Genomic DNA, 17,898 nt, shown 5'->3' with positions numbered 1-17,898 from the left:
GAGAATATATGTAATAACTGATAAGACAACTTAATTATTTTTGGAGGTGTTAAAATGGAAGATTGTCTATTTTGTAAAATAGCAACTGGTGAGATGGAAACAGATTTTGTTTATAGTGATGATAGGCTTGTGGTATTTAAAGACATTAATCCTCAGGCACCTGTTCATCTTTTGATAGTACCTAAAAAACACATTTCTAATCTAAATAACTTAGAGAAAGAAAATAATAATTTAATAGGCCATATTTATCAGGTTGCAAAGCAATTGGCTGCAGAAAAAAATATAGCTGAAAGCGGTTATAGAATTGTTAGCAATTGTAATGATGATGGTGGACAAAGTGTTTACCATATCCATTTCCATTTATTAGGTGGAAGAAAACTGCAGTGGCCTCCAGGCTAATATTTCATTAGGGAGTTGGGAAAATGAAAGATTTAAAAGATAGACTGCTAGAGGATATGAAAAAAGCTATGAAAGAAAAAGATAAAGAACGTTTAGCAGTAATTAGAATGACAAGATCAGAAATCAAAAATAAAGAAATTGCAACAGGAGAAGAACTCGATAATAAGGGAGTAATTGCCGTTATAGCTAAAAAGGTAAAATCTATTAAAGACTCGATACCAGATTTTAAAAAATCAGGAAAAAAAGAAGTACTTGATAAACTATATGGAGAAGTTGAAATATTAGAAGAGTATTTACCAGAGCAGATGTCAGAAGAAGAGATCGATAAAATTGTTGAAACAATAATCAATGAAACCGGAGCAGAAAGCATGAAAGATATGGGGCAGGTTATGGCTAAAATTATGCCCAAAATAAAAGGTAGGGCAGATGGAAGTCTTGTCAGCCAAAAGGTTAAAGAAAAACTCGGCTCAAAATAATTTTATTTAAACTATGGAGGTTAATAACCCTCTGATCCTCATTTTAGGGGTGAAAAAATTGAGAAAAAAAGTTTTGATTTTTTTAATACTATTTTTAATAATTATTACTATTTTTTCTTCAGCTGAAAGAGCTTCAGCTTCTATATATCACATCCAACTAGAAGGCGAAATAAATATAGCTCAGTATTCGTTTATTAATGACGCTTTAACTAAGGCGGAGGCAGAAGGTGCTGAAGAATTTATAATTGAAATAAATAGTCTAGGTGGTTATGTTGATCCAGCATTAAGAATTCGAGATAGAATATTCAATTCCCCTTTACGAATTATTACTTTTGTAAATGGTAGAGCCTGGTCTGCAGCAGCATTACTTGCTTTGACCGGGGATGAGATCTATATTTCTTCTGGTTCTAGTATTGGAGCAGCCGAAACTAGGCCCCAGGAAGAAAAGTATATTTCTGCACTAAGAAAAGAATTTGCTGCAACTGCAGAAAGAACAGGCAGAAATGGTCAGATTGCAGAAGCAATGGTTGATTCGGATTTAGAAATAGAGTCAATAATCGAAAGAGAGAAACTACTTACTCTGACTGCTAGAGAAGCAGTTGAATTAGGAATGGCAGATTTTATAGCTGAAAACTTGAATGAATTAAGTGAATTGAAGTCGATTAGAACAGAGGAAATTATAAGAATAGAAAGAAGTAGTCTTCACAACATTATTGCTTTGATAACAAATCCTTATATTAGTGCCTTATTGTTAGTAGTAGCTTTTTCTGCATTAATTTTTGAAGCTCTAACACCCGGATTTGCTGTAGGTGGAACAATAGGAATACTTTCTTTACTAATTTTCTTTGCAGGCCATATTCTAACCGGTGCTATAGGGATGGGAATGTTAATCCTCTTTATGATCGGTATAATACTTATATTCTTCGAGATTTTTGTTATTCCGGGTTTTGGTGTAGCTGGTATAAGTGGTATTACTGCTGTTTTAATTAGCTTATTCTTTGTTTTTCCAAACAGGACAATAGCACTTAATGTCCTATTAGGAGTAATGTTTTTTACTCTTTTAATTGCTTTTATAATGATTAAAAAACTCGGCACAAGCCGGTTTTGGAATAAGATATCACTTGAAAAAAGTTCTGAAGGATATTACTCATCTTCAGATAAAAAAGATTACGTAGGTCGCAAAGCTGTTACAATAACAAAATTAAGACCGGCAGGGACGATAGAAATTGACAACAGCAGGGTTGATGCAGTAAGTGAAGGCGGTTTTATAGAAAAAAATAGCACAGTAGAGGTTGTATCAGTTTCTGGAAGCAGAATAGTTGTTAGGGAAATAGAAGAGGAGGCAAAATAAAATGGAATTATTGACAGTATTTATTTTAATTGCGTTATTAATATTTTTGGTTCTATTTTTTTACTTTATTCCAATTGGACTTTGGATTTCTGCAACAGCAGCTGGAGTAAAGGTTAGTTTTTTTAACTTAATTGGAATGAGATTAAGGCGGGTTATTCCTTCCTCAATTGTTGGCCCAATGATTAAAACTCATAAGGCAGGTATGAAAATAAGCAGTGATCAACTTGAAGCTCATTACCTTGCTGGAGGTAATGTTGATCGGGTTGTTGATGCCTTAATAGCAGCTCATAGAGCAGAGATAGCTCTAAGTTTTGAAAGGGCAGCAGCGATCGATTTAGCAGGAAGAGATGTTTTAGAAGCAGTAAAAATGAGTGTTAACCCAAAAGTAATTCAAACACCAATCGTTACAGCTGTGGCTATGGATGGTATACAGGTAATGGCTACTGCTAGAGTAACTGTAAGAGCTAATATAGAACGTCTGGTTGGTGGAGCTGGTGAAGAAACAGTACTGGCAAGAGTTGGAGAAGGAATTGTTACTACAGTTGGTTCAGCAGAATCTCACAAAAAAGTACTTGAAAATCCAGATTCTATTTCTAAAACTGTTTTAGATAAGGGTCTTGATTCTGGTACCGCTTTTGAAATATTATCAATTGATATAGCTGATGTAGATGTAGGTAAAAATATTGGAGCCCAATTACAGACAGATCAGGCAGAAGCTGATAAAGAAATTGCACAGGCTAAAGCAGAAGAAAGAAGAGCAATGGCAGTTGCAGAAGAACAAGAAATGAAAGCTAGGGTACAGGAAATGAGAGCTAAAGTGGTAGAAGCAGAAGCTCAAGTTCCTTTAGCTATGGCAGAAGCCTTAAAAAATGGTAATCTGGGTGTTATGGATTATATGAATCTGAAAAATATTGAATCTGATACAAAAATGAGATCAAGCATTTCGGAGTCATCGGAAAAGAATAACGAAAATATTGGAAATTAAATTTGGAATTCTCAACAGGAGGGATTAATAGTTATGGAGAGTTTAATATATTTACTTCCTGTTTTAATCTTCTTTTTTGTTGTTTTTGTTAAAGTTATAAATACTTTTAAAAAGATATTTAACTTTATCCAAGAAAAAGCTGCAGAATTGGAAGCTGATGTAAAAGAAGGTCGTTCACAAAATAGAGACTATGATTATGACTATAATTATGAAACAGAGCAACAAGGATCTCGAGAAGAATATAAATTAGCTTATGAAGAAGAACCACCTGAAAAAAGTAGCAAAACTGAGTTGGAAAAAGAAGCTATTAACAAAAAAGTTGAATTGAAAAGAAACGAAAGAATGAAAAAAGAAAAAAGAATTTTTACTTCTAAAAAAGACGGGGTTTCATTTGCTGAAAAGTTTCAAGATTACAGCGAATTAGAAAAAGCTGTGCTCTATAAAGAAATTTTAGCAGAGCCAAAAGCCCTGCAAAGAAAGAATTGAATTTAATCTTGGATAAAACTGCAGCCTCAGGTTGCAGTTTTTTCAAGTGAATTTATCTATTAATACAAATATGATATAATAAAAAAATAGGGTTTTTATAAGAAGCTATATTTATAAAAAGGAAGGAATATTTTCTTTGCTCTAGAAGTTAATTAAATAATGAGGGAGGATTAAAAATTGTCTAAAGGAGAAAGTAAAATAGAAATAAATGATTACCAGATAGCCCAAAACTTTTTTGGGCATAATGATAGAAATTTAAAATTATTAGAAAATATTTTATCTGTAAAACTTAGTGGAAGAGGTAATCAAATTAAAATAGAATGTCAAGATTGTGATATGGAGAAAAAAGAAATGATAATAAAAAAGCTCCTTTCTATGACAAATAGAAAAGATGAATTTTCACCTAGAAAATTAAAATATGCTGCTGAATTACTTAAAAGAAATCCAGAGGTTAATTTAAATGATATTTATAATGAGGTAATTCAGGAAAATTATAAGGGCAGAAAAATCAAAGCCAAAACTATGGGGCAAAAATTATATATTGAGTCTATAAAAAACAGGGATATAGTTTTTTCTATTGGTCCAGCCGGGACTGGTAAGACATATTTAGCAATGGTAATGGCTGTAAAAAGTCTTATGAATAATAAGGTTAATAGGATTGTATTAACAAGACCTGCAATAGAAGCTGGAGAGAATTTGGGGTTTTTACCAGGAGATATGCAGGAAAAAGTTGATCCTTATTTACGCCCCTTATATGATGCACTTTACGATATACTAGGTCCAGAAAAAGCAAAATTATATCAGGAAAAAGATATTATTGAAGTTGCTCCATTAGCCTATATGAGAGGGAGAACTTTAGATGATTCTTTTGTGATTTTAGATGAAGCTCAAAATACTACTTTAGAACAGATGAAGATGTTTTTGACTAGAATTGGTTTTAATTCTAAAGCAGTAATAACTGGAGATATAACCCAGATTGATTTACCTCATAAGAAAAACTCAGGATTAGCAACTGTCCAGAAAATATTAAAAGATATTAAGGGGATAGATTTTGTTTATTTAACCAGACATGATGTGGTACGTCATGATTTAGTTAAAGAAATTATTAAAGCATACGAAAGTTACGAAAGTGGGAGCTAATTATGAGATTAATGAAAGAAATAAGGATAAGACTCCGTAAATGGCGAGAAAAGTATTTAAACTTTTCTAACAGGACATATAAAATAATTTGGGGGGTTCTATTTTTTATTATAATCGCCTTAACTCTCAGCATAGATTTAATCCCTGACCAGGTAGATTTACGTCCTGGACAGGTGAGTCAAAGCAATATAACTGCTCCTCGAACTATTACATTTATAGATGAATCAAGAACTGAAGAATTAAGACAGAGAGCAGAGGAGAGTGCCCCAAGAGTTTATGAAGAAGATGGTACAGTGGAGCGAGATATTAGAGATCGAATAGATTTGTTATTTGATTCAATTATTGAAGAACGAGAAAGTGTACTAATAGAAAAATTGGCTGCACTTGAAAGTCCAGACCAACAGGTTGAAGAAGAATTTGAAGCTTTAACTGATGGTTCTGAGCCAGAACTTAGCTTTTCTGAGGAAGAATTAGGAAGTTTAGATTCAGAAGATATAAATCTAATAATGACAAATATTAAAGATGAGATTACTTTTGAAATTTCTGATGAAAATTTGGAAACGTTAATTACTCTGCCAGAAGAAGAATTAGAGGATATAAGAACACGGGCAGATAATTTATTGATTTCTGCATTATCCAGGAGAATTTTACCAGCTGAGTTATCCAGCGCTAGAGATAATATCAGTCAGTCAGCTATGGAAATGGACATTTCAAGAGATAAAAGACTTGCTCTCGCTGAAATAACAGAAAATACTCTGGAAGCAAATATGTTTTTAAACACGGAAGCAACCGAGGCCAGACGCCAAGAAGCAGTTGGCCAAATTGAGCCTATTCAAAATACAGTGCGTCAGGGAGAAATTATTGTTCGCCAGGGTGATGTTGTAACTGAAGCTGACATAGAAATTTTAGAAAGACTGGGTCTGCAGAGGTCAGAGCTTAATTATTTCAATATATTTGGAAGGATATTAATTGCCTTTATTATTGTTCTTCTATTAGCTTTTTATTTTCATAAATACAAAAAAAATATCTGGGAAGATAATAGTCAATTATTATTAATTGAGATTTTAATTGTTATTGTTCTTTTGCTTGCAAAAACTTTTAGTTTTTTTCAAAATCCATTTGTAGATTTTCTTGTACCTACTGCTATGGCGTCAATTTTGTTAACTATATTAATTGATACTGATACTGCTCTTGTCACTACCTTGTTTTTAAGCATGTTAATTGCTCCTATATATGATATGAACTATAATATAGTTCTAACTTCTTTGCTTGGTGGTCTGGTTGCTATTTATAGTGTCAGCAAAGTAAAGGAACGGGGAGATATAATAAGGGCTGGTCTTAATATTAGTGTTGTACTAATGTTTTTAATTGGTGGTTTATCACTTTTACAGGAGAGTCCAAATTGGAATTATATGATTTGGGCAGTTGGTGGAGGAATAACAAATGGTCTTTTAGTAGGTGTCTTAGCTAATGGATTTTTACCTTATTTAGAAGACTTATTTGATATGACATCTTCTGTCAAATTATTAGAATTATCTAATCCAAGCCAGGTTGTTTTAAAAAGAATGTTAGTAGAAGCTCCTGGTACTTATCATCATAGTATTATTGTTGGTAACCTCGCTGAAACAGCTGCAGAGGATGTAGGAGCAGATTCTTTACTTGCTAGAGCTGCTGCTTATTATCATGATATTGGTAAATTAAAAAGGCCTTACTTTTTTTCAGAAAATCATTTTGGAGCTGAAAATCCTCATGATAAAACATCTCCAAATTTAAGTGCTTTAATTATTAAATCACATGTAAAAGATGGAGTTGAAATGGCAGAAGAGTATGGGATTCCCGGTAAAATTATTGATATTATAAAAGAGCACCATGGCACAAATTTAATTTCTTATTTTTATCAACAGGCAATACAGGAAAATAAGCATGATGATATCGAAAAAAAAGATTTTCGTTATGATGGACCTAAACCTCAAAGTAAAGAAGCAGCCATAATTATGTTAGCAGACATAACAGAAGCAGCCGTACGTTCTAAAAACTTTAATAAAAATAATCATGATCGAATAGAAGGCTTTGTCAGGGGCTTAATTAAAGACAAATTAATTGAAAATCAATTAGATAAATCCGATTTAACTCTAAGGGATTTAGATAAAATCACAAAGAGTTTTGTCAAAGTTTTAACCGGTATTTATCATCAGAGAGTAGAATATCCAGAAAAACTACTCAAAGAGATGAAAGGCGGAGATAATAATGATTAATGTTGAATTTAATGACATGCAGGATTTTTTGGAGATAGATCAAAAAATGAAAGATTTATTAGCAAAAGTGATTATAACTGCTGCAGAAGTAGAAGGATATAGTGGTGGTGAAGTCAGTGTTGCTTTTGTGAGTAATGAAGAAATAAAGAAGTTAAACAAAAAATATAGGAATATTGATGCAGCGACTGACGTGTTATCTTTTCCTATAGATGATGAAGTACTTGGAGATATAATTATTTCTTCTGAGAGAGCTGTATCACAGGCAGAAGAATACGGCCATTCTTTAAAACGAGAATTAGCTTATTTAACCGTTCATGGTATACTTCATCTTTTTGGTTATGATCATCATGGTCAGGAAGAAAAAAATAAGATGAGACAAAAAGAAGAGCGAATACTCACTGAGTTAGATTTAAGCAGGGATTAGGTGTTATTATGTGGCTTCTAAAAACTATCGACAGCTTTAATCATGCTATAGCTGGTTTAATTCATTCTTTTCGGACCCAATTAAATATGCAGATCCACTTTTTAGCTGCGGCATTGGTGTTGGGATTTAGTCTTTTTTTCGATTTAAGCAGAGTTGAACTTGCCCTGGTAATTATATCTATTAGCTTTGTTATCTTTGCAGAATTGCTTAATACAGCTGTAGAAGTAATAATAGATATTATTAGTCAGGAATATACTATTAAAGCTAGGATCGCTAAAAACATCAGTGCTGCTGCGGTTGTGATTGCTGCAGGCAATGCACTATTTATAGCTTATTTAGTTTTCTTTAATAAATTCAAGGATGTTTCTGCAGCTACAATCTTAACAATTAGACATGAACCTCTGCACTTAGCGTTTATAAATATTATGATTATTTTTATACTTGTAGTAGCGTTAAAATCTATTTTTATTAGTGGTACACCATTAAGAGGGGGGGTTGTAAGTGGCCATACTGCCCTTGCTGCTTCTGCTTCTTTGATAATATTATTTTTAACTGGAAATTTGATTGCTTTTTCATTATCACTTGTGCTTTTATTTTTGATTGCACAAAGTCGTCTAGAGTCTGGAACCCACACCTTCAAAGAAATATTTTTTGGGGCTTTGCTTGGTTTTATAACAACAGTTATAATTTTTTATTTTTTTAGATTAAGATAAAGAAAGAGATTTTATTTTGGGGGAGATAGCATGTATTTAGAGCTTATATTGTTGTTAATACTTTTATTTTTATCAGCCTTTTTTTCTGGTTCTGAAACCGCCTTTATGTCAGTTAATAGAATAAAAATAAAGGATAGAGTACAACATGGTGATGAAGGTGCGTCTCAGGTGGATAAATTACTTGAAGACCAGACTAAGTTATTAACAACTATTTTGATTGGTAATAACCTGGTAAATATTGCTGCATCCTCCATAGCTACAGCTCTTGCTATTGAAATATTTGGCAATAAAGGGGTTGGGATAGCTACAGGCCTGGTTACTTTTATAATATTAATTTTTGGTGAGATTACACCGAAAGCTTTAGGAAACAACTTGTCTATTGCTTATGCTAAAACTGCTGCTACCCCATTATATTATATGGAAAAAATATTTATGCCGGTAATTTTTATTCTTACCAGTATAGTAAATTTATTTGTTAAAGATTCTAGTTTAATTTCTTCTGCTTTTTTAAGTGAAGATGAAATAAGACGTTTTGTAGAGGTTAGTCAGCGTGAGGGAGTAATCAAAGAAACTGAGCAGGAGATGATTCAAAGTGTTTTTGAGTTTGATGATACTCTGGTTAAAGAAAATATGGTGCCTAGAATTGATATAGTTTGTGTTGAAAAGAATGATTCTTTAAAAGAATTAATAAGGTTAGGGGTTGAAAAAGGTCATTCTAGAATACCGGTATATGAAGAATCAATTGATAATATTATCGGGTTAGTATATATAAAAGATTTGTTAGAATTATTGCTTGAAAAAGATAAAAAAACTGAAATAGAAGACTTCATAAAGCCTATTTATTTTATCCCTGAAGGTAAACCGATCAACCAATTATTATCAGAAATGAAGGAAAGAAAAGAACATATGGCTATAATAGTTGATGAATATGGAGGAACTTCAGGCTTGATTACAATCGAAGATTTATTAGAGGAAATTGTAGGTGATATTCAGGATGAATTTGATCTTGAAAAAAGTTATATTGAAGTAATCGATAACAATAAACTTTTGCTAGACGGCAGAACAGATATAGAAGAATTGAATAAATTTTTAAAAGACCCATTAGAAGAAAATGATGATTTTGAAACTGTAAGTGGTTTAATTTTAAATAATTTAAATAGATTACCAATCCAGGGAGAAAAAATAAAATTAAAAGGTTTAACTCTTATAGTAGAAAATATAATTGATAATAGGATTAGAAAAGTTAAACTTATAAGCAAAAAAGAGTTAGAGCTTAAAGAAAAAGAATAGTTTAGATAGAGGTGTAAAAATGAAAAGAAAATCAATTGCACTGGTTTTTTTACTTATATTCAGCTTGATATTTTTAGGAGCATGTGCTGATCAAGATGATGATCAACATCTTGATCCGGAACAGCCTATTCAGGAAGAACTGATTGAGGAAGAAATATTTGAGCAGCTCGATAGAATAGAAACTGAATACCAAAATGGGAGACAAGAAATACAACAAAATGGTGACCATAGTTATCAATCAGTTTCACCATTTACAGGAATGCCGGTTGAAGATGAATATTATAATAGGGCTATAGCCGTCTCAATTGAAAATTCTCCGGCAGCTCGTCCTCAAAGTGGGATTAATGAGGCAGAAATAATTTATGAGTTTATGCTTGAAGGAGGTATTACAAGATTTTTAGCAATTTTTTGGCCGGAAGTTCCAGAAAAAATCGGTCCAATTAGAAGTGCTAGACCTTTTATAATTGAAACTGCAGCTGATTATGATGCGCTTTTTTTACATGCAGGAGCAAGTCCAGATGGTTTTCAAATGTTAAATGATATTGAACTAATGCATTTAGATGAAATTTATCAAAGCCAGTATTTTTGGAGAAGTAGTAAAAGAAGAGCACCAAACAACCTTTATACAGGTAAATCTTCTTTAGGTGATTATTTAAATAATTTAGATGAAAGAGAATATCCTGATCAATTTAATTTTATAACTGCCTCTGTAATCAGCAATTTTAGTTCTGCAGAAGAAATAACTATTGATTATTGGGGAGGCTATAATGTCTTATATCGTTACAATAGTTTAGAAAATAATTATTACCGTTATATTAATGATTTTGACACACCACATCAAGTTGAAAGCGGAGAGCATTTAACTGCTAAAAATATTATTGTCAAATATGTAGATACCTATACGAAAGATGAAGAAGGCCGTCAAAATATTAATCTTAACTCTAATGGCGATATTAAGCTATTTAGAGATGGAACAGTTATCAATGGGAACTGGGAAAGAAACTCTAACAACCAGCTTGTTTATTTAGATAACAATGACAATGAAATTGAGATCAATCCGGGACAAACCTGGATCCAGTTAGTTCCTAATGGTACAGAAATAAATTATTAGAGCAAAGGATGCATTTATTATGGATAAAAAAATTAAAAGAGAACTTTTAAAGTCTGCTTTAAAAGCTCAAGAAAATGCTTATGTACCATATTCTAATTTCCCTTTAGGAGCTGCTGTGTTAATGGATGATGGTTCAATATATAATGGAGCTAATATAGAAAATGCCTCTTTTAGCCTTACTAATTGTGCGGAAAGATCGGCTATTTTTAGTGCTATTTCTGATGGTAAAGAAAAAATTAAAGCTCTATTATTAGTAAGTAATACTCAAAAAACAATTACACCCTGTGGAGCTTGCAGGCAGGTAATTAATGAGTTTGCTGATGGAGAAATAGAAATTATAATGGTGACAGAAAAAGGTGGGAAAGAAAAAATTATGAGTAATTTAGAACTTTTACCAGGAGCATTTAGTGAGAAATCAATGGAGAAAAATAATGACTTATAAATCAGGCTTTGTAACAGTTATTGGCAGACCAAATGTAGGAAAATCGACCTTAGTGAATAATTTAGTTGGGGAAAAAATAAATATTATTTCTCCCCGCCCCCAAACTACCAGAAATAGTATAAAAGCAATTTACACAGAGGAAAAGGGGCAAATAATTTTTATTGATACCCCGGGAATCCATCAGGCAAGAAACAAACTTGATAAATTTATGCTTGAAGAAGCATATAGCAGTCTTGACGGAATAGACATAATTATATTTATTCTTGATGCCAGTACTTATTGGGGTAAAAATGATCAGATGATTTATGATCAAATAAAAAGTTCAAAAAAAAATATTATCTATGTCATGAATAAGATAGATAAAATTTCTAACAAAGATCTTTTATTAAGACAGAAAAAATACAGTCAAAAAGTTGGGGAAGAAGTTATTCCGATTTCAGCACTTAATAACAAAAATATCGATACTTTGTTAGAAGAAATTTTTTCATATTTACCAGAAGGGCCTCAGTATTATCCCGAAGATATGATTACAGATCAAATTGAACGTTTTGTTTTTGCAGAGTTAATTCGAGAAAAGATTTTTTATCTGACAAGAGAAGAAGTGCCTTATGGGGCTGCTGTTTTAGTTGAAGAGGTTAAAGAAAGAGATAACGAAGATTATTATATTCGGGCAAATATTTATGTTGAAAAAAAATCTCATAAAGGAATTATAATTGGTAAAAATGGCAAGATGATTAAAAGAATAGGAAAAGAAGCAAGAAAAGAGATCGAGGATTTGATGCAGACCAAGGTATATTTAGACCTCTGGGTAAAAGTATTAAAAAATTGGAGAGATAAAGATAATCTGATGAAGAGAATGGGTTACAAATAAAAACTTTTTAGTTATATACATTGGAGTGGTGCTTATGACAATAATAAAAGAAAATATTACTAATGAATTAGTTCCTGAGAACTATGAAAACTTTTATGACTTTTATGAAGACAATTATCCAGCTGATGTGGCAGAATTTTTATCTACTCTTTCTGAAGAAGTTTTGCTTGAAAACATTGTTAATCTTTCTCCAGCAGTTTTAAGTGAAATAATAATATTTTTTGATGAAGATCTGCAAAAAGAAATTACTACAAAAATATCAACATTTAAATTAGCAGAAATTTTGAGTAATATGTATAATGATGATGCTGCAGATTTGCTGGGTGTTTTAAGAGTAGGGAAAATTAAAGAAGTTTTAAAATTAATGAAAGAAAATAAGGCACTAGAATTAAAAGAGCTTCTAGAATATGATGATGAAAGTGCCGGTGGACGAATGACAACAGAATTTATTGCATTTTATGCTGATAATTCTGTTTCAACAGTTTTAAATAAAATAAAAGACTTAATGATAGAACCTGAAATGATCTATTATATTTATGTAATTTCTAGAAAAAAAGAATTATTAGGTGTTTTATCAGTTAGACAGTTACTTACAGCTCATAGAAATGAAAAGTTAAATGATATCATGAATAAAAATGTAGTAAAGGTAGATGTAAATTTAGATCAGGAAGAAGTAGCCAAAATACTTTCTAAATATAATTTGCTAGCCGTACCAGTTATTAATAAACACAAGCAATTGGTGGGTATTATAACCGTAGATGATATTTTAGATATTATTGAAGAAGAAACAACCGAGGATTTATTTAAAATGTCTGGTGCAACTAGTACATATGATATCCATGGTAATTTTATGGAGGCTGTAAAAAAAAGGATCCCCTGGTTGTTTATACTTCTATTTGGAGGGCTCCTCTCAGGTAGTGTTATAGGTCGTTTTGAAGAGTCACTACAGTCTATAGCTGCTTTAGCAATTTTTATACCTGTATTAATGGATATGGGAGGAAACGTTGGCACTCAATCATTAACTATAGTTGTAAGAGGCCTTGCTACAGACGAGCTTGAAGTTAAACATTTTTTCAAGCATTTATTTAATGAATTTAAGGCTGGAATAGTAATGGCACTATTGATTGGTGGTTCTCTTTTGTTGATTACATTTTTCTGGCATAATAATATCGCAATTGCTTTTGTAGTAGGTTTTTCAATGGTTACAACAATGGTTACAGCTGTAATCTTAGGTACCAGTATTCCTTTTATAGTTGATTATTTTGGTGTTGATCCTGCGGTTGCTGCAGGTCCATTTATAACTACTTTAATTGATATATCTGGTCTTTTCATTTACTTTACTCTGGCAACACTTTTATTAGAAAGATTAACTTAAATGCAGGATTATTGTTGAATTTGAAGAATATAATTATTGACTGATGGAAATTAAAAGAAAATAAGGAGTGAATTTTATAATGGCGATCAAACCGCGAGATATGGCTAAAATGATTGACCATACTAATTTAGATCCCACTGCAACAGTGGATGACATTAAAAAATTATGTAAAGAGGCTAAAGAACACGAATTTGCCTCTGTATGTATTAACCCTATTTATGTTCCTTTAGCAGCAAAGCTTTTAGAAGAATGTTCAGTTAAAGTTTGTACAGTAGTTGGATTTCCACTGGGTGCAAGCACCACTGAAGTTAAATCATATGAAACAAGAAATGCTATTAAAAATGGAGCTCAAGAGATCGATATGGTTATGAATATTGGAGCTTTCAAATCTGGAGCATTAGAAATCTTCAAATCCGACATTAAAGCAGTAGTTGATGCTACTAAAACTGCAGGAGTAACTTCTGATATTATCGTCAAGGTTATATTGGAAACCTGTTATTTAAATGAAAAAGAAATTACAAAGGCCTGTGAAATAGCTAAAGATGCTGGAGTAGATTTTGTTAAAACTTCAACAGGTTTTGGTAGTTATGGAGCTAAAATAGAAGATGTCAGTCTAATGAGGAAAACAGTTGGCCGTGATGTAGGAGTTAAAGCATCAGGTGGTATTCATAATTTTGAAGAAGCACTAGATATGCTCGATGCTGGAGCAAATAGAATAGGTGCCAGCTCTGGAGTTACTATAGTGACTGATGAGAAAGATTAAATTGGAGTTGACTTAATTTGGCTACATTTGAGACCGAAGCTATCGTGCTTAAACAATTTGATTTAGGTGAATCAGATAGGCTTATTACCCTGTATACAAAAGAAAATGGTAAAGTTAAAGCAGTTGCCAGAGGGGCACGAAAGGGTAATAAGTCACGCTCAGGTCTTGTTTTACCATTTAGCCATCACCACTTTACCTTATATAAAGGCAGATCTTTGGCTAAAATAAATCATATTGAATCTATTGCCATGAATTCGAAACTTCGTGAGGATTTAGACTATATGGCACATGCCAGTGTGGCTGCTGAATACATTGAAAGAGCAGGATTGGAATTTGAAGCAGATCAAGCATTATTTTCTCTGCTGGCTGTAATCTTGGAATATATGAATAAAGCAGAAAAAAATGAACTATTATTTTATTTAACAGTTTTTGAAGCAAAATTATTGCTTTTGCTGGGGGTTAAACCAGAAATTGAAAGCTGTACAGTTTGCGGGGAAAAAATAAATTTAAAAGGTTTTACTGCGGTTGGGGTAAAAGAAGGTGGCTCAATTTGTAGAGAGTGTCTTAGCAAGGCAGAATTTGATTATAGCGATTTTTCATTAAATCAGATGAGAGCTCTGTATAAAATTATTTTTGCTAAAATAACGATATTGAAAGCCAAACAATTTTCTGAGCCTCTGACAAATAAATTAATGGAGCTAACAGAAAATTTTTTGGCATATCACCTTGATTTAAATCCAAAGTCTTTATCTTTTCTATATACCCTAAGGAATATGAATAGCTAAACTTTGGCCTTGTCCTAAAGGATAAGGTTTTGTTTTGAGAAATGATTTTAATTAATTTTAAATAGAAAAATGTTAAAAGAGAGGAAGTGTATTTATGAATTTCCAGGAAATAATTTTTGCTCTGGATAAATTTTGGAGTGATCAGGGTTGTGTGATAGAACAGCCTTATGATATTGAAGTTGGAGCAGGGACGATGAGTCCTTCAACTTTTTTAAGATCACTTGGCCCGGAAGGATGGGATACTGCTTATGTACAACCCTGTAGACGTCCAACTGATGGACGTTATGGTGATAATCCCTATCGTCTACAGAGATATTTTCAATATCAGGTAATTATGAAACCTTCTCCTGATGATATACAGGAAATATATTTAGCCAGTTTGGGTGCATTAGGAATAGACGCTAAAAAACATGATATACGTTTTGTTGAGGATAACTGGGAATCACCAACCCTTGGAGCCTGGGGACTTGGCTGGGAAGTCTGGCTTGATGGTATGGAAATAACACAATTTACCTATTTTCAACAGGTTGGAGGTTTTAAAGCAGATCCTGTAACAGTAGAAATCACCTATGGATTAGAAAGAATTGCCATGTATTTACAGGAAGTAAACAATGTATATGATTTAACCTGGGTAGAAGGAGTAAAATATAGAGATATTTATCATCAAAATGAAGTTGAACAATCAGCCTATAATTTTGAAATAGCAGATATCGATAGATTATTTAAACTTTTTGATATTTATGAAGCAGAGGCAGAAAATTGTCTTGAAGCTGATTTAACACTTGCAGCTTATGATTATACACTCAAGTGTTCTCATAATTTTAATTTATTAGATGCAAGAGGAGCTATTAGTGTTACTGAAAGAACAAGATTTATTAAAAGAGTTCGAAAACTGGCCCACAAATGTGCAGCCAGATATTTGGACTCAGGAGATCAGGAGTGATAGAAATGGCCAAGAATTTAATATTTGAAATTGGAACTGAAGAAATGCCAGCAGAATCAATGAAAAAATTTAGAATAGATTATTTAGAATGCGCAAAAGAAATTTTTGCTAATAATAATTTAGAGTATGAAGCAATTAATGTTTATTCAACTCCCCGCAGATTAGTATTATCAATCAAAAATCTAGCAGAAAAGCAAAAAGATAAGAGAGAAAGTGTTCGAGGACCAGCAGTTAATATTGCTTATGATGAAAATGGTGAAGCTACCAAAGCCGGTCAGGGTTTCGCCAGAGGGCAGGGAGTAGAAGTAGCCGATCTGGTTGAAAAAGATGGTTACCTATATGCTGAAAAAGTTGAAAAAGGAAAAGCCAGCAAAGATATTTTAGCTGATATTTTAAAAAGTATTGTAAAAAAAGTTCCCTTACCTAAAGCAATGCGCTGGGGAAGTGTAAAAATGGAATTTATTCGCCCTATTAAATGGTTACTTGCCCTATTTGGAGAAGAAAAAATAGATTTAGAAATTGCAGATGTTAATTCTGAAGTCTTTAGTCTTGGCCACCGCTTTTTAAGTGAGGGTAAGGTAAAGATAAAACATGCTGATACCTATTTCAATATTCTCCAGGACAATTATATTATTGTTAAAGAAGGCACCAGGAGAAAAATTATCAAAGATCAGATCGAAAAACTAAATTTAAGTGGTAAAGCAGTTATTAAAGAAAGCCTTTTAGATGAAGTTGTAGATTTAGTTGAATATCCTACAGCTTTTAAAGGTCAGTTTTCAGAAGAATACCTAGAACTTCCAGATGAAGTATTAATTACTGCTATGGAAAAGCATCAGCGCTATTTTCCGGTTAAAGCTAATGGAGAATTAAAGGCAGAATTTATTGGTGTCAGAGATGGAGGCAGCGATTATTTAGCTGAAGTAATTGCCGGTAATGAAATGGTTTTAAAAGGAAGATTAGATGATGCCCAATTTTTCTTTGCGGAAGATCAAAAATATGGGTTTATCAATAGAAGTGAAGATATTAAAGATATTGTTTTCCAACAGGATTTGGGTAGTGTTAATGATAAAGTTCAAAAACTTGAGGAAATAACTTCTGAACTGGCAGATAAATTAAATTATAGGGCAGATAAAAAAGAGAAGGCTGTTAGAGCTGCTGAATTATCTAAAAATGATCTGGCAACAGAAATGGTAAATGAATTCGCCAATCTCCAGGGTATTATGGGTAGAGAATATGCTTTATTAGCTGGAGAAGCAGAAGAAACTGCAGAGGCTATCTATGAGCATTATTTACCCCGATATGCAGGAGACAGTTTACCTAAAACTGATTCTGGAAAGCTTTTAGCGATGGCTGAAAAGCTATTTAATTTAAGCAGTCATTTTTTACTTGGCAATATACCCAGTGGCTCTCAAGATCCTTTTGCTCTACGCAGACAGGCAACAGGACTTTTGCGAATAATTTTAGCAGAAGAACTTTCGATTAACATTTTAGAAATAATAAAAATGAGCATGAAAATTGTGGATATTAATAAATCTACAGTAAATGAAGTGTCTCTAAAACTAAAAGAATTTATTAAACAGCGGCTTGAAAATCTCCTTTCAGATTTAGAAATTCGCTATGATATTATTAATGCAGTTATAGATGTTAATGATAATGACTTTGTTGATATTTATCAAAGAGCTGAAAAGTTGATGGAATTTAGGTCTCAAAATCCTCAGTTATTTGTAGATTTAGTAAGAGGTTTAGTGAGAGCAAAAAATATATCTGAAAATTTAGATTCAAAATCAGAGATCAATGCAGGATTATTAACTAAAGATGAAGAAAAACAGTTATATGAGGTTTATCAAAAAAATCAACCATTAATTAAAGACCATTTTGCCAAAAAAGAATATAAGAAGGGCTTTTATTTATTGGTTGAGTTAAAAGAAGACATAGACAAGTTTTTAGACAATGTTATGGTAATGGTGGAAGATGAAGAACTTAAAAAGAATCGGCTTTCAATACTTTCTGAGATTTCTGATTTGATGAGAGAGGTAATTAATATTGAAGAAATAGCTCTTGATTAATAAATTTATTCAAAGGGGTGTAA

Annotated in this window: 18 protein-coding genes; all 18 read left to right on the top strand. The window is 32.2% G+C overall.

The window, feature by feature from the left end; all coding sequences use genetic code 11:
• Positions 1-54 precede the first annotated feature (54 nt).
• The 18 genes from HALSA_RS08565 to glyS all read left to right on the top strand — a co-directional run bounded on the left by HALSA_RS08565 (position 55) and on the right by glyS (position 17,875).
• Positions 55-399, top strand: a complete 345-nt coding sequence (locus HALSA_RS08565; protein ID WP_013406180.1) for a histidine triad nucleotide-binding protein — start codon at positions 55-57, stop codon at positions 397-399.
• A gap of 23 nt (positions 400-422) precedes the next feature.
• The gene (locus tag HALSA_RS08560) at positions 423-875 is read left to right on the top strand and encodes a GatB/YqeY domain-containing protein (RefSeq protein ID WP_013406179.1); all 453 of its coding nucleotides are present in this window, start codon (positions 423-425) and stop codon (positions 873-875) included.
• Positions 876-924: 49 nt separating this feature from the next.
• A complete protein-coding gene (locus HALSA_RS08555) occupies positions 925-2,226 on the top strand; it encodes an NfeD family protein (protein WP_420795037.1) in 1,302 nt (433 codons plus the stop codon).
• 1 nt (position 2,227) lies between these two features.
• Positions 2,228-3,211, top strand: coding sequence for a flotillin-like protein FloA (gene floA / locus HALSA_RS08550; protein WP_013406177.1), 984 nt, complete (start codon positions 2,228-2,230; stop codon positions 3,209-3,211).
• A gap of 33 nt (positions 3,212-3,244) precedes the next feature.
• Positions 3,245-3,697 (top strand): hypothetical protein, encoded by a 453-nt coding sequence (locus tag HALSA_RS08545; RefSeq protein WP_013406176.1) that lies wholly within the window; start codon positions 3,245-3,247, stop codon positions 3,695-3,697.
• Between the two features lie 177 nt (positions 3,698-3,874).
• The gene (locus tag HALSA_RS08540) at positions 3,875-4,837 is read left to right on the top strand and encodes a PhoH family protein (protein WP_013406175.1); all 963 of its coding nucleotides are present in this window, start codon (positions 3,875-3,877) and stop codon (positions 4,835-4,837) included.
• Between the two features lie 2 nt (positions 4,838-4,839).
• Complete coding sequence (locus tag HALSA_RS08535; RefSeq protein WP_013406174.1) at positions 4,840-7,092, top strand: HD family phosphohydrolase; 2,253 nt, start codon at positions 4,840-4,842, stop codon at positions 7,090-7,092.
• Positions 7,085-7,516 carry an rRNA maturation RNase YbeY gene (ybeY, locus tag HALSA_RS08530; RefSeq protein ID WP_013406173.1) on the top strand — a complete coding sequence of 144 codons (432 nt, stop codon included), beginning with the start codon at positions 7,085-7,087 and terminating at the stop codon, positions 7,514-7,516. The genes HALSA_RS08535 and ybeY overlap by 8 nt, the downstream gene beginning before the upstream one ends.
• Before the next feature lie 8 nt (positions 7,517-7,524).
• Positions 7,525-8,229, top strand: coding sequence for a diacylglycerol kinase (locus HALSA_RS08525; RefSeq protein WP_013406172.1), 705 nt, complete (start codon positions 7,525-7,527; stop codon positions 8,227-8,229).
• Between the two features lie 30 nt (positions 8,230-8,259).
• Positions 8,260-9,519, top strand: coding sequence for a hemolysin family protein (locus HALSA_RS08520; protein ID WP_013406171.1), 1,260 nt, complete (start codon positions 8,260-8,262; stop codon positions 9,517-9,519).
• A 19-nt stretch (positions 9,520-9,538) separates the two neighbouring features.
• Complete coding sequence (locus HALSA_RS08515; protein ID WP_013406170.1) at positions 9,539-10,630, top strand: DUF3048 domain-containing protein; 1,092 nt, start codon at positions 9,539-9,541, stop codon at positions 10,628-10,630.
• Positions 10,631-10,649: 19 nt separating this feature from the next.
• Entirely contained in the window at positions 10,650-11,072 is a 423-nt protein-coding gene (locus tag HALSA_RS08510; RefSeq protein ID WP_013406169.1) for a cytidine deaminase, read from the top strand.
• Positions 11,062-11,943, top strand: coding sequence for a GTPase Era (era, locus tag HALSA_RS08505; RefSeq protein ID WP_013406168.1), 882 nt, complete (start codon positions 11,062-11,064; stop codon positions 11,941-11,943). The genes HALSA_RS08510 and era overlap by 11 nt, the downstream gene beginning before the upstream one ends.
• A 34-nt stretch (positions 11,944-11,977) precedes the next feature.
• Positions 11,978-13,318, top strand: coding sequence for a magnesium transporter (gene mgtE / locus HALSA_RS08500; RefSeq protein WP_013406167.1), 1,341 nt, complete (start codon positions 11,978-11,980; stop codon positions 13,316-13,318).
• A gap of 79 nt (positions 13,319-13,397) precedes the next feature.
• Positions 13,398-14,081, top strand: coding sequence for a deoxyribose-phosphate aldolase (gene deoC, locus HALSA_RS08495; protein WP_013406166.1), 684 nt, complete (start codon positions 13,398-13,400; stop codon positions 14,079-14,081).
• Positions 14,082-14,098: 17 nt separating this feature from the next.
• Positions 14,099-14,866 (top strand): DNA repair protein RecO, encoded by a 768-nt coding sequence (recO, locus tag HALSA_RS08490; RefSeq protein ID WP_013406165.1) that lies wholly within the window; start codon positions 14,099-14,101, stop codon positions 14,864-14,866.
• Positions 14,867-14,960: 94 nt separating this feature from the next.
• Complete coding sequence (locus tag HALSA_RS08485; protein WP_013406164.1) at positions 14,961-15,809, top strand: glycine--tRNA ligase subunit alpha; 849 nt, start codon at positions 14,961-14,963, stop codon at positions 15,807-15,809.
• 5 nt (positions 15,810-15,814) lie between these two features.
• Positions 15,815-17,875 carry a glycine--tRNA ligase subunit beta gene (gene glyS / locus HALSA_RS08480; RefSeq protein ID WP_041596032.1) on the top strand — a complete coding sequence of 687 codons (2,061 nt, stop codon included), beginning with the start codon at positions 15,815-15,817 and terminating at the stop codon, positions 17,873-17,875.
• The last annotated feature ends 23 nt before the right edge of the window (positions 17,876-17,898 follow it).

The organism is Halanaerobium hydrogeniformans (assembly GCF_000166415.1).
Lineage (GTDB): Bacteria > Bacillota > Halanaerobiia > Halanaerobiales > Halanaerobiaceae > Halanaerobium > Halanaerobium hydrogeniformans.
The sequence above is the reverse complement of the archived record's forward strand: the minus strand, read 5'-3'. Positions and strand labels throughout refer to the sequence as shown.

Bases quoted from the DNA above. Each gene is read 5' to 3' on its own strand.
- HALSA_RS08485 (WP_013406164.1), top strand. From the start codon at position 14,961: ATGAATTTCCAGGAAATAATTTTTGCTCTGGATAAATTTTGGAGTGAT.
- HALSA_RS08535 (WP_013406174.1), top strand. From the start codon at position 4,840: ATGAGATTAATGAAAGAAATAAGGATAAGACTCCGTAAATGGCGAGAA.
- era (WP_013406168.1), top strand. From the start codon at position 11,062: ATGACTTATAAATCAGGCTTTGTAACAGTTATTGGCAGACCAAATGTA.
- HALSA_RS08545 (WP_013406176.1), top strand. From the start codon at position 3,245: ATGGAGAGTTTAATATATTTACTTCCTGTTTTAATCTTCTTTTTTGTT.
- ybeY (WP_013406173.1), top strand. From the start codon at position 7,085: ATGATTAATGTTGAATTTAATGACATGCAGGATTTTTTGGAGATAGAT.
- floA (WP_013406177.1), top strand. From the start codon at position 2,228: ATGGAATTATTGACAGTATTTATTTTAATTGCGTTATTAATATTTTTG.
- HALSA_RS08560 (WP_013406179.1), top strand. From the start codon at position 423: ATGAAAGATTTAAAAGATAGACTGCTAGAGGATATGAAAAAAGCTATG.
- glyS (WP_041596032.1), top strand. From the start codon at position 15,815: ATGGCCAAGAATTTAATATTTGAAATTGGAACTGAAGAAATGCCAGCA.
- HALSA_RS08515 (WP_013406170.1), top strand. From the start codon at position 9,539: ATGAAAAGAAAATCAATTGCACTGGTTTTTTTACTTATATTCAGCTTG.
- HALSA_RS08525 (WP_013406172.1), top strand. From the start codon at position 7,525: ATGTGGCTTCTAAAAACTATCGACAGCTTTAATCATGCTATAGCTGGT.
- HALSA_RS08565 (WP_013406180.1), top strand. From the start codon at position 55: ATGGAAGATTGTCTATTTTGTAAAATAGCAACTGGTGAGATGGAAACA.
- HALSA_RS08510 (WP_013406169.1), top strand. From the start codon at position 10,650: ATGGATAAAAAAATTAAAAGAGAACTTTTAAAGTCTGCTTTAAAAGCT.
- deoC (WP_013406166.1), top strand. From the start codon at position 13,398: ATGGCGATCAAACCGCGAGATATGGCTAAAATGATTGACCATACTAAT.
- HALSA_RS08520 (WP_013406171.1), top strand. From the start codon at position 8,260: ATGTATTTAGAGCTTATATTGTTGTTAATACTTTTATTTTTATCAGCC.
- mgtE (WP_013406167.1), top strand. From the start codon at position 11,978: ATGACAATAATAAAAGAAAATATTACTAATGAATTAGTTCCTGAGAAC.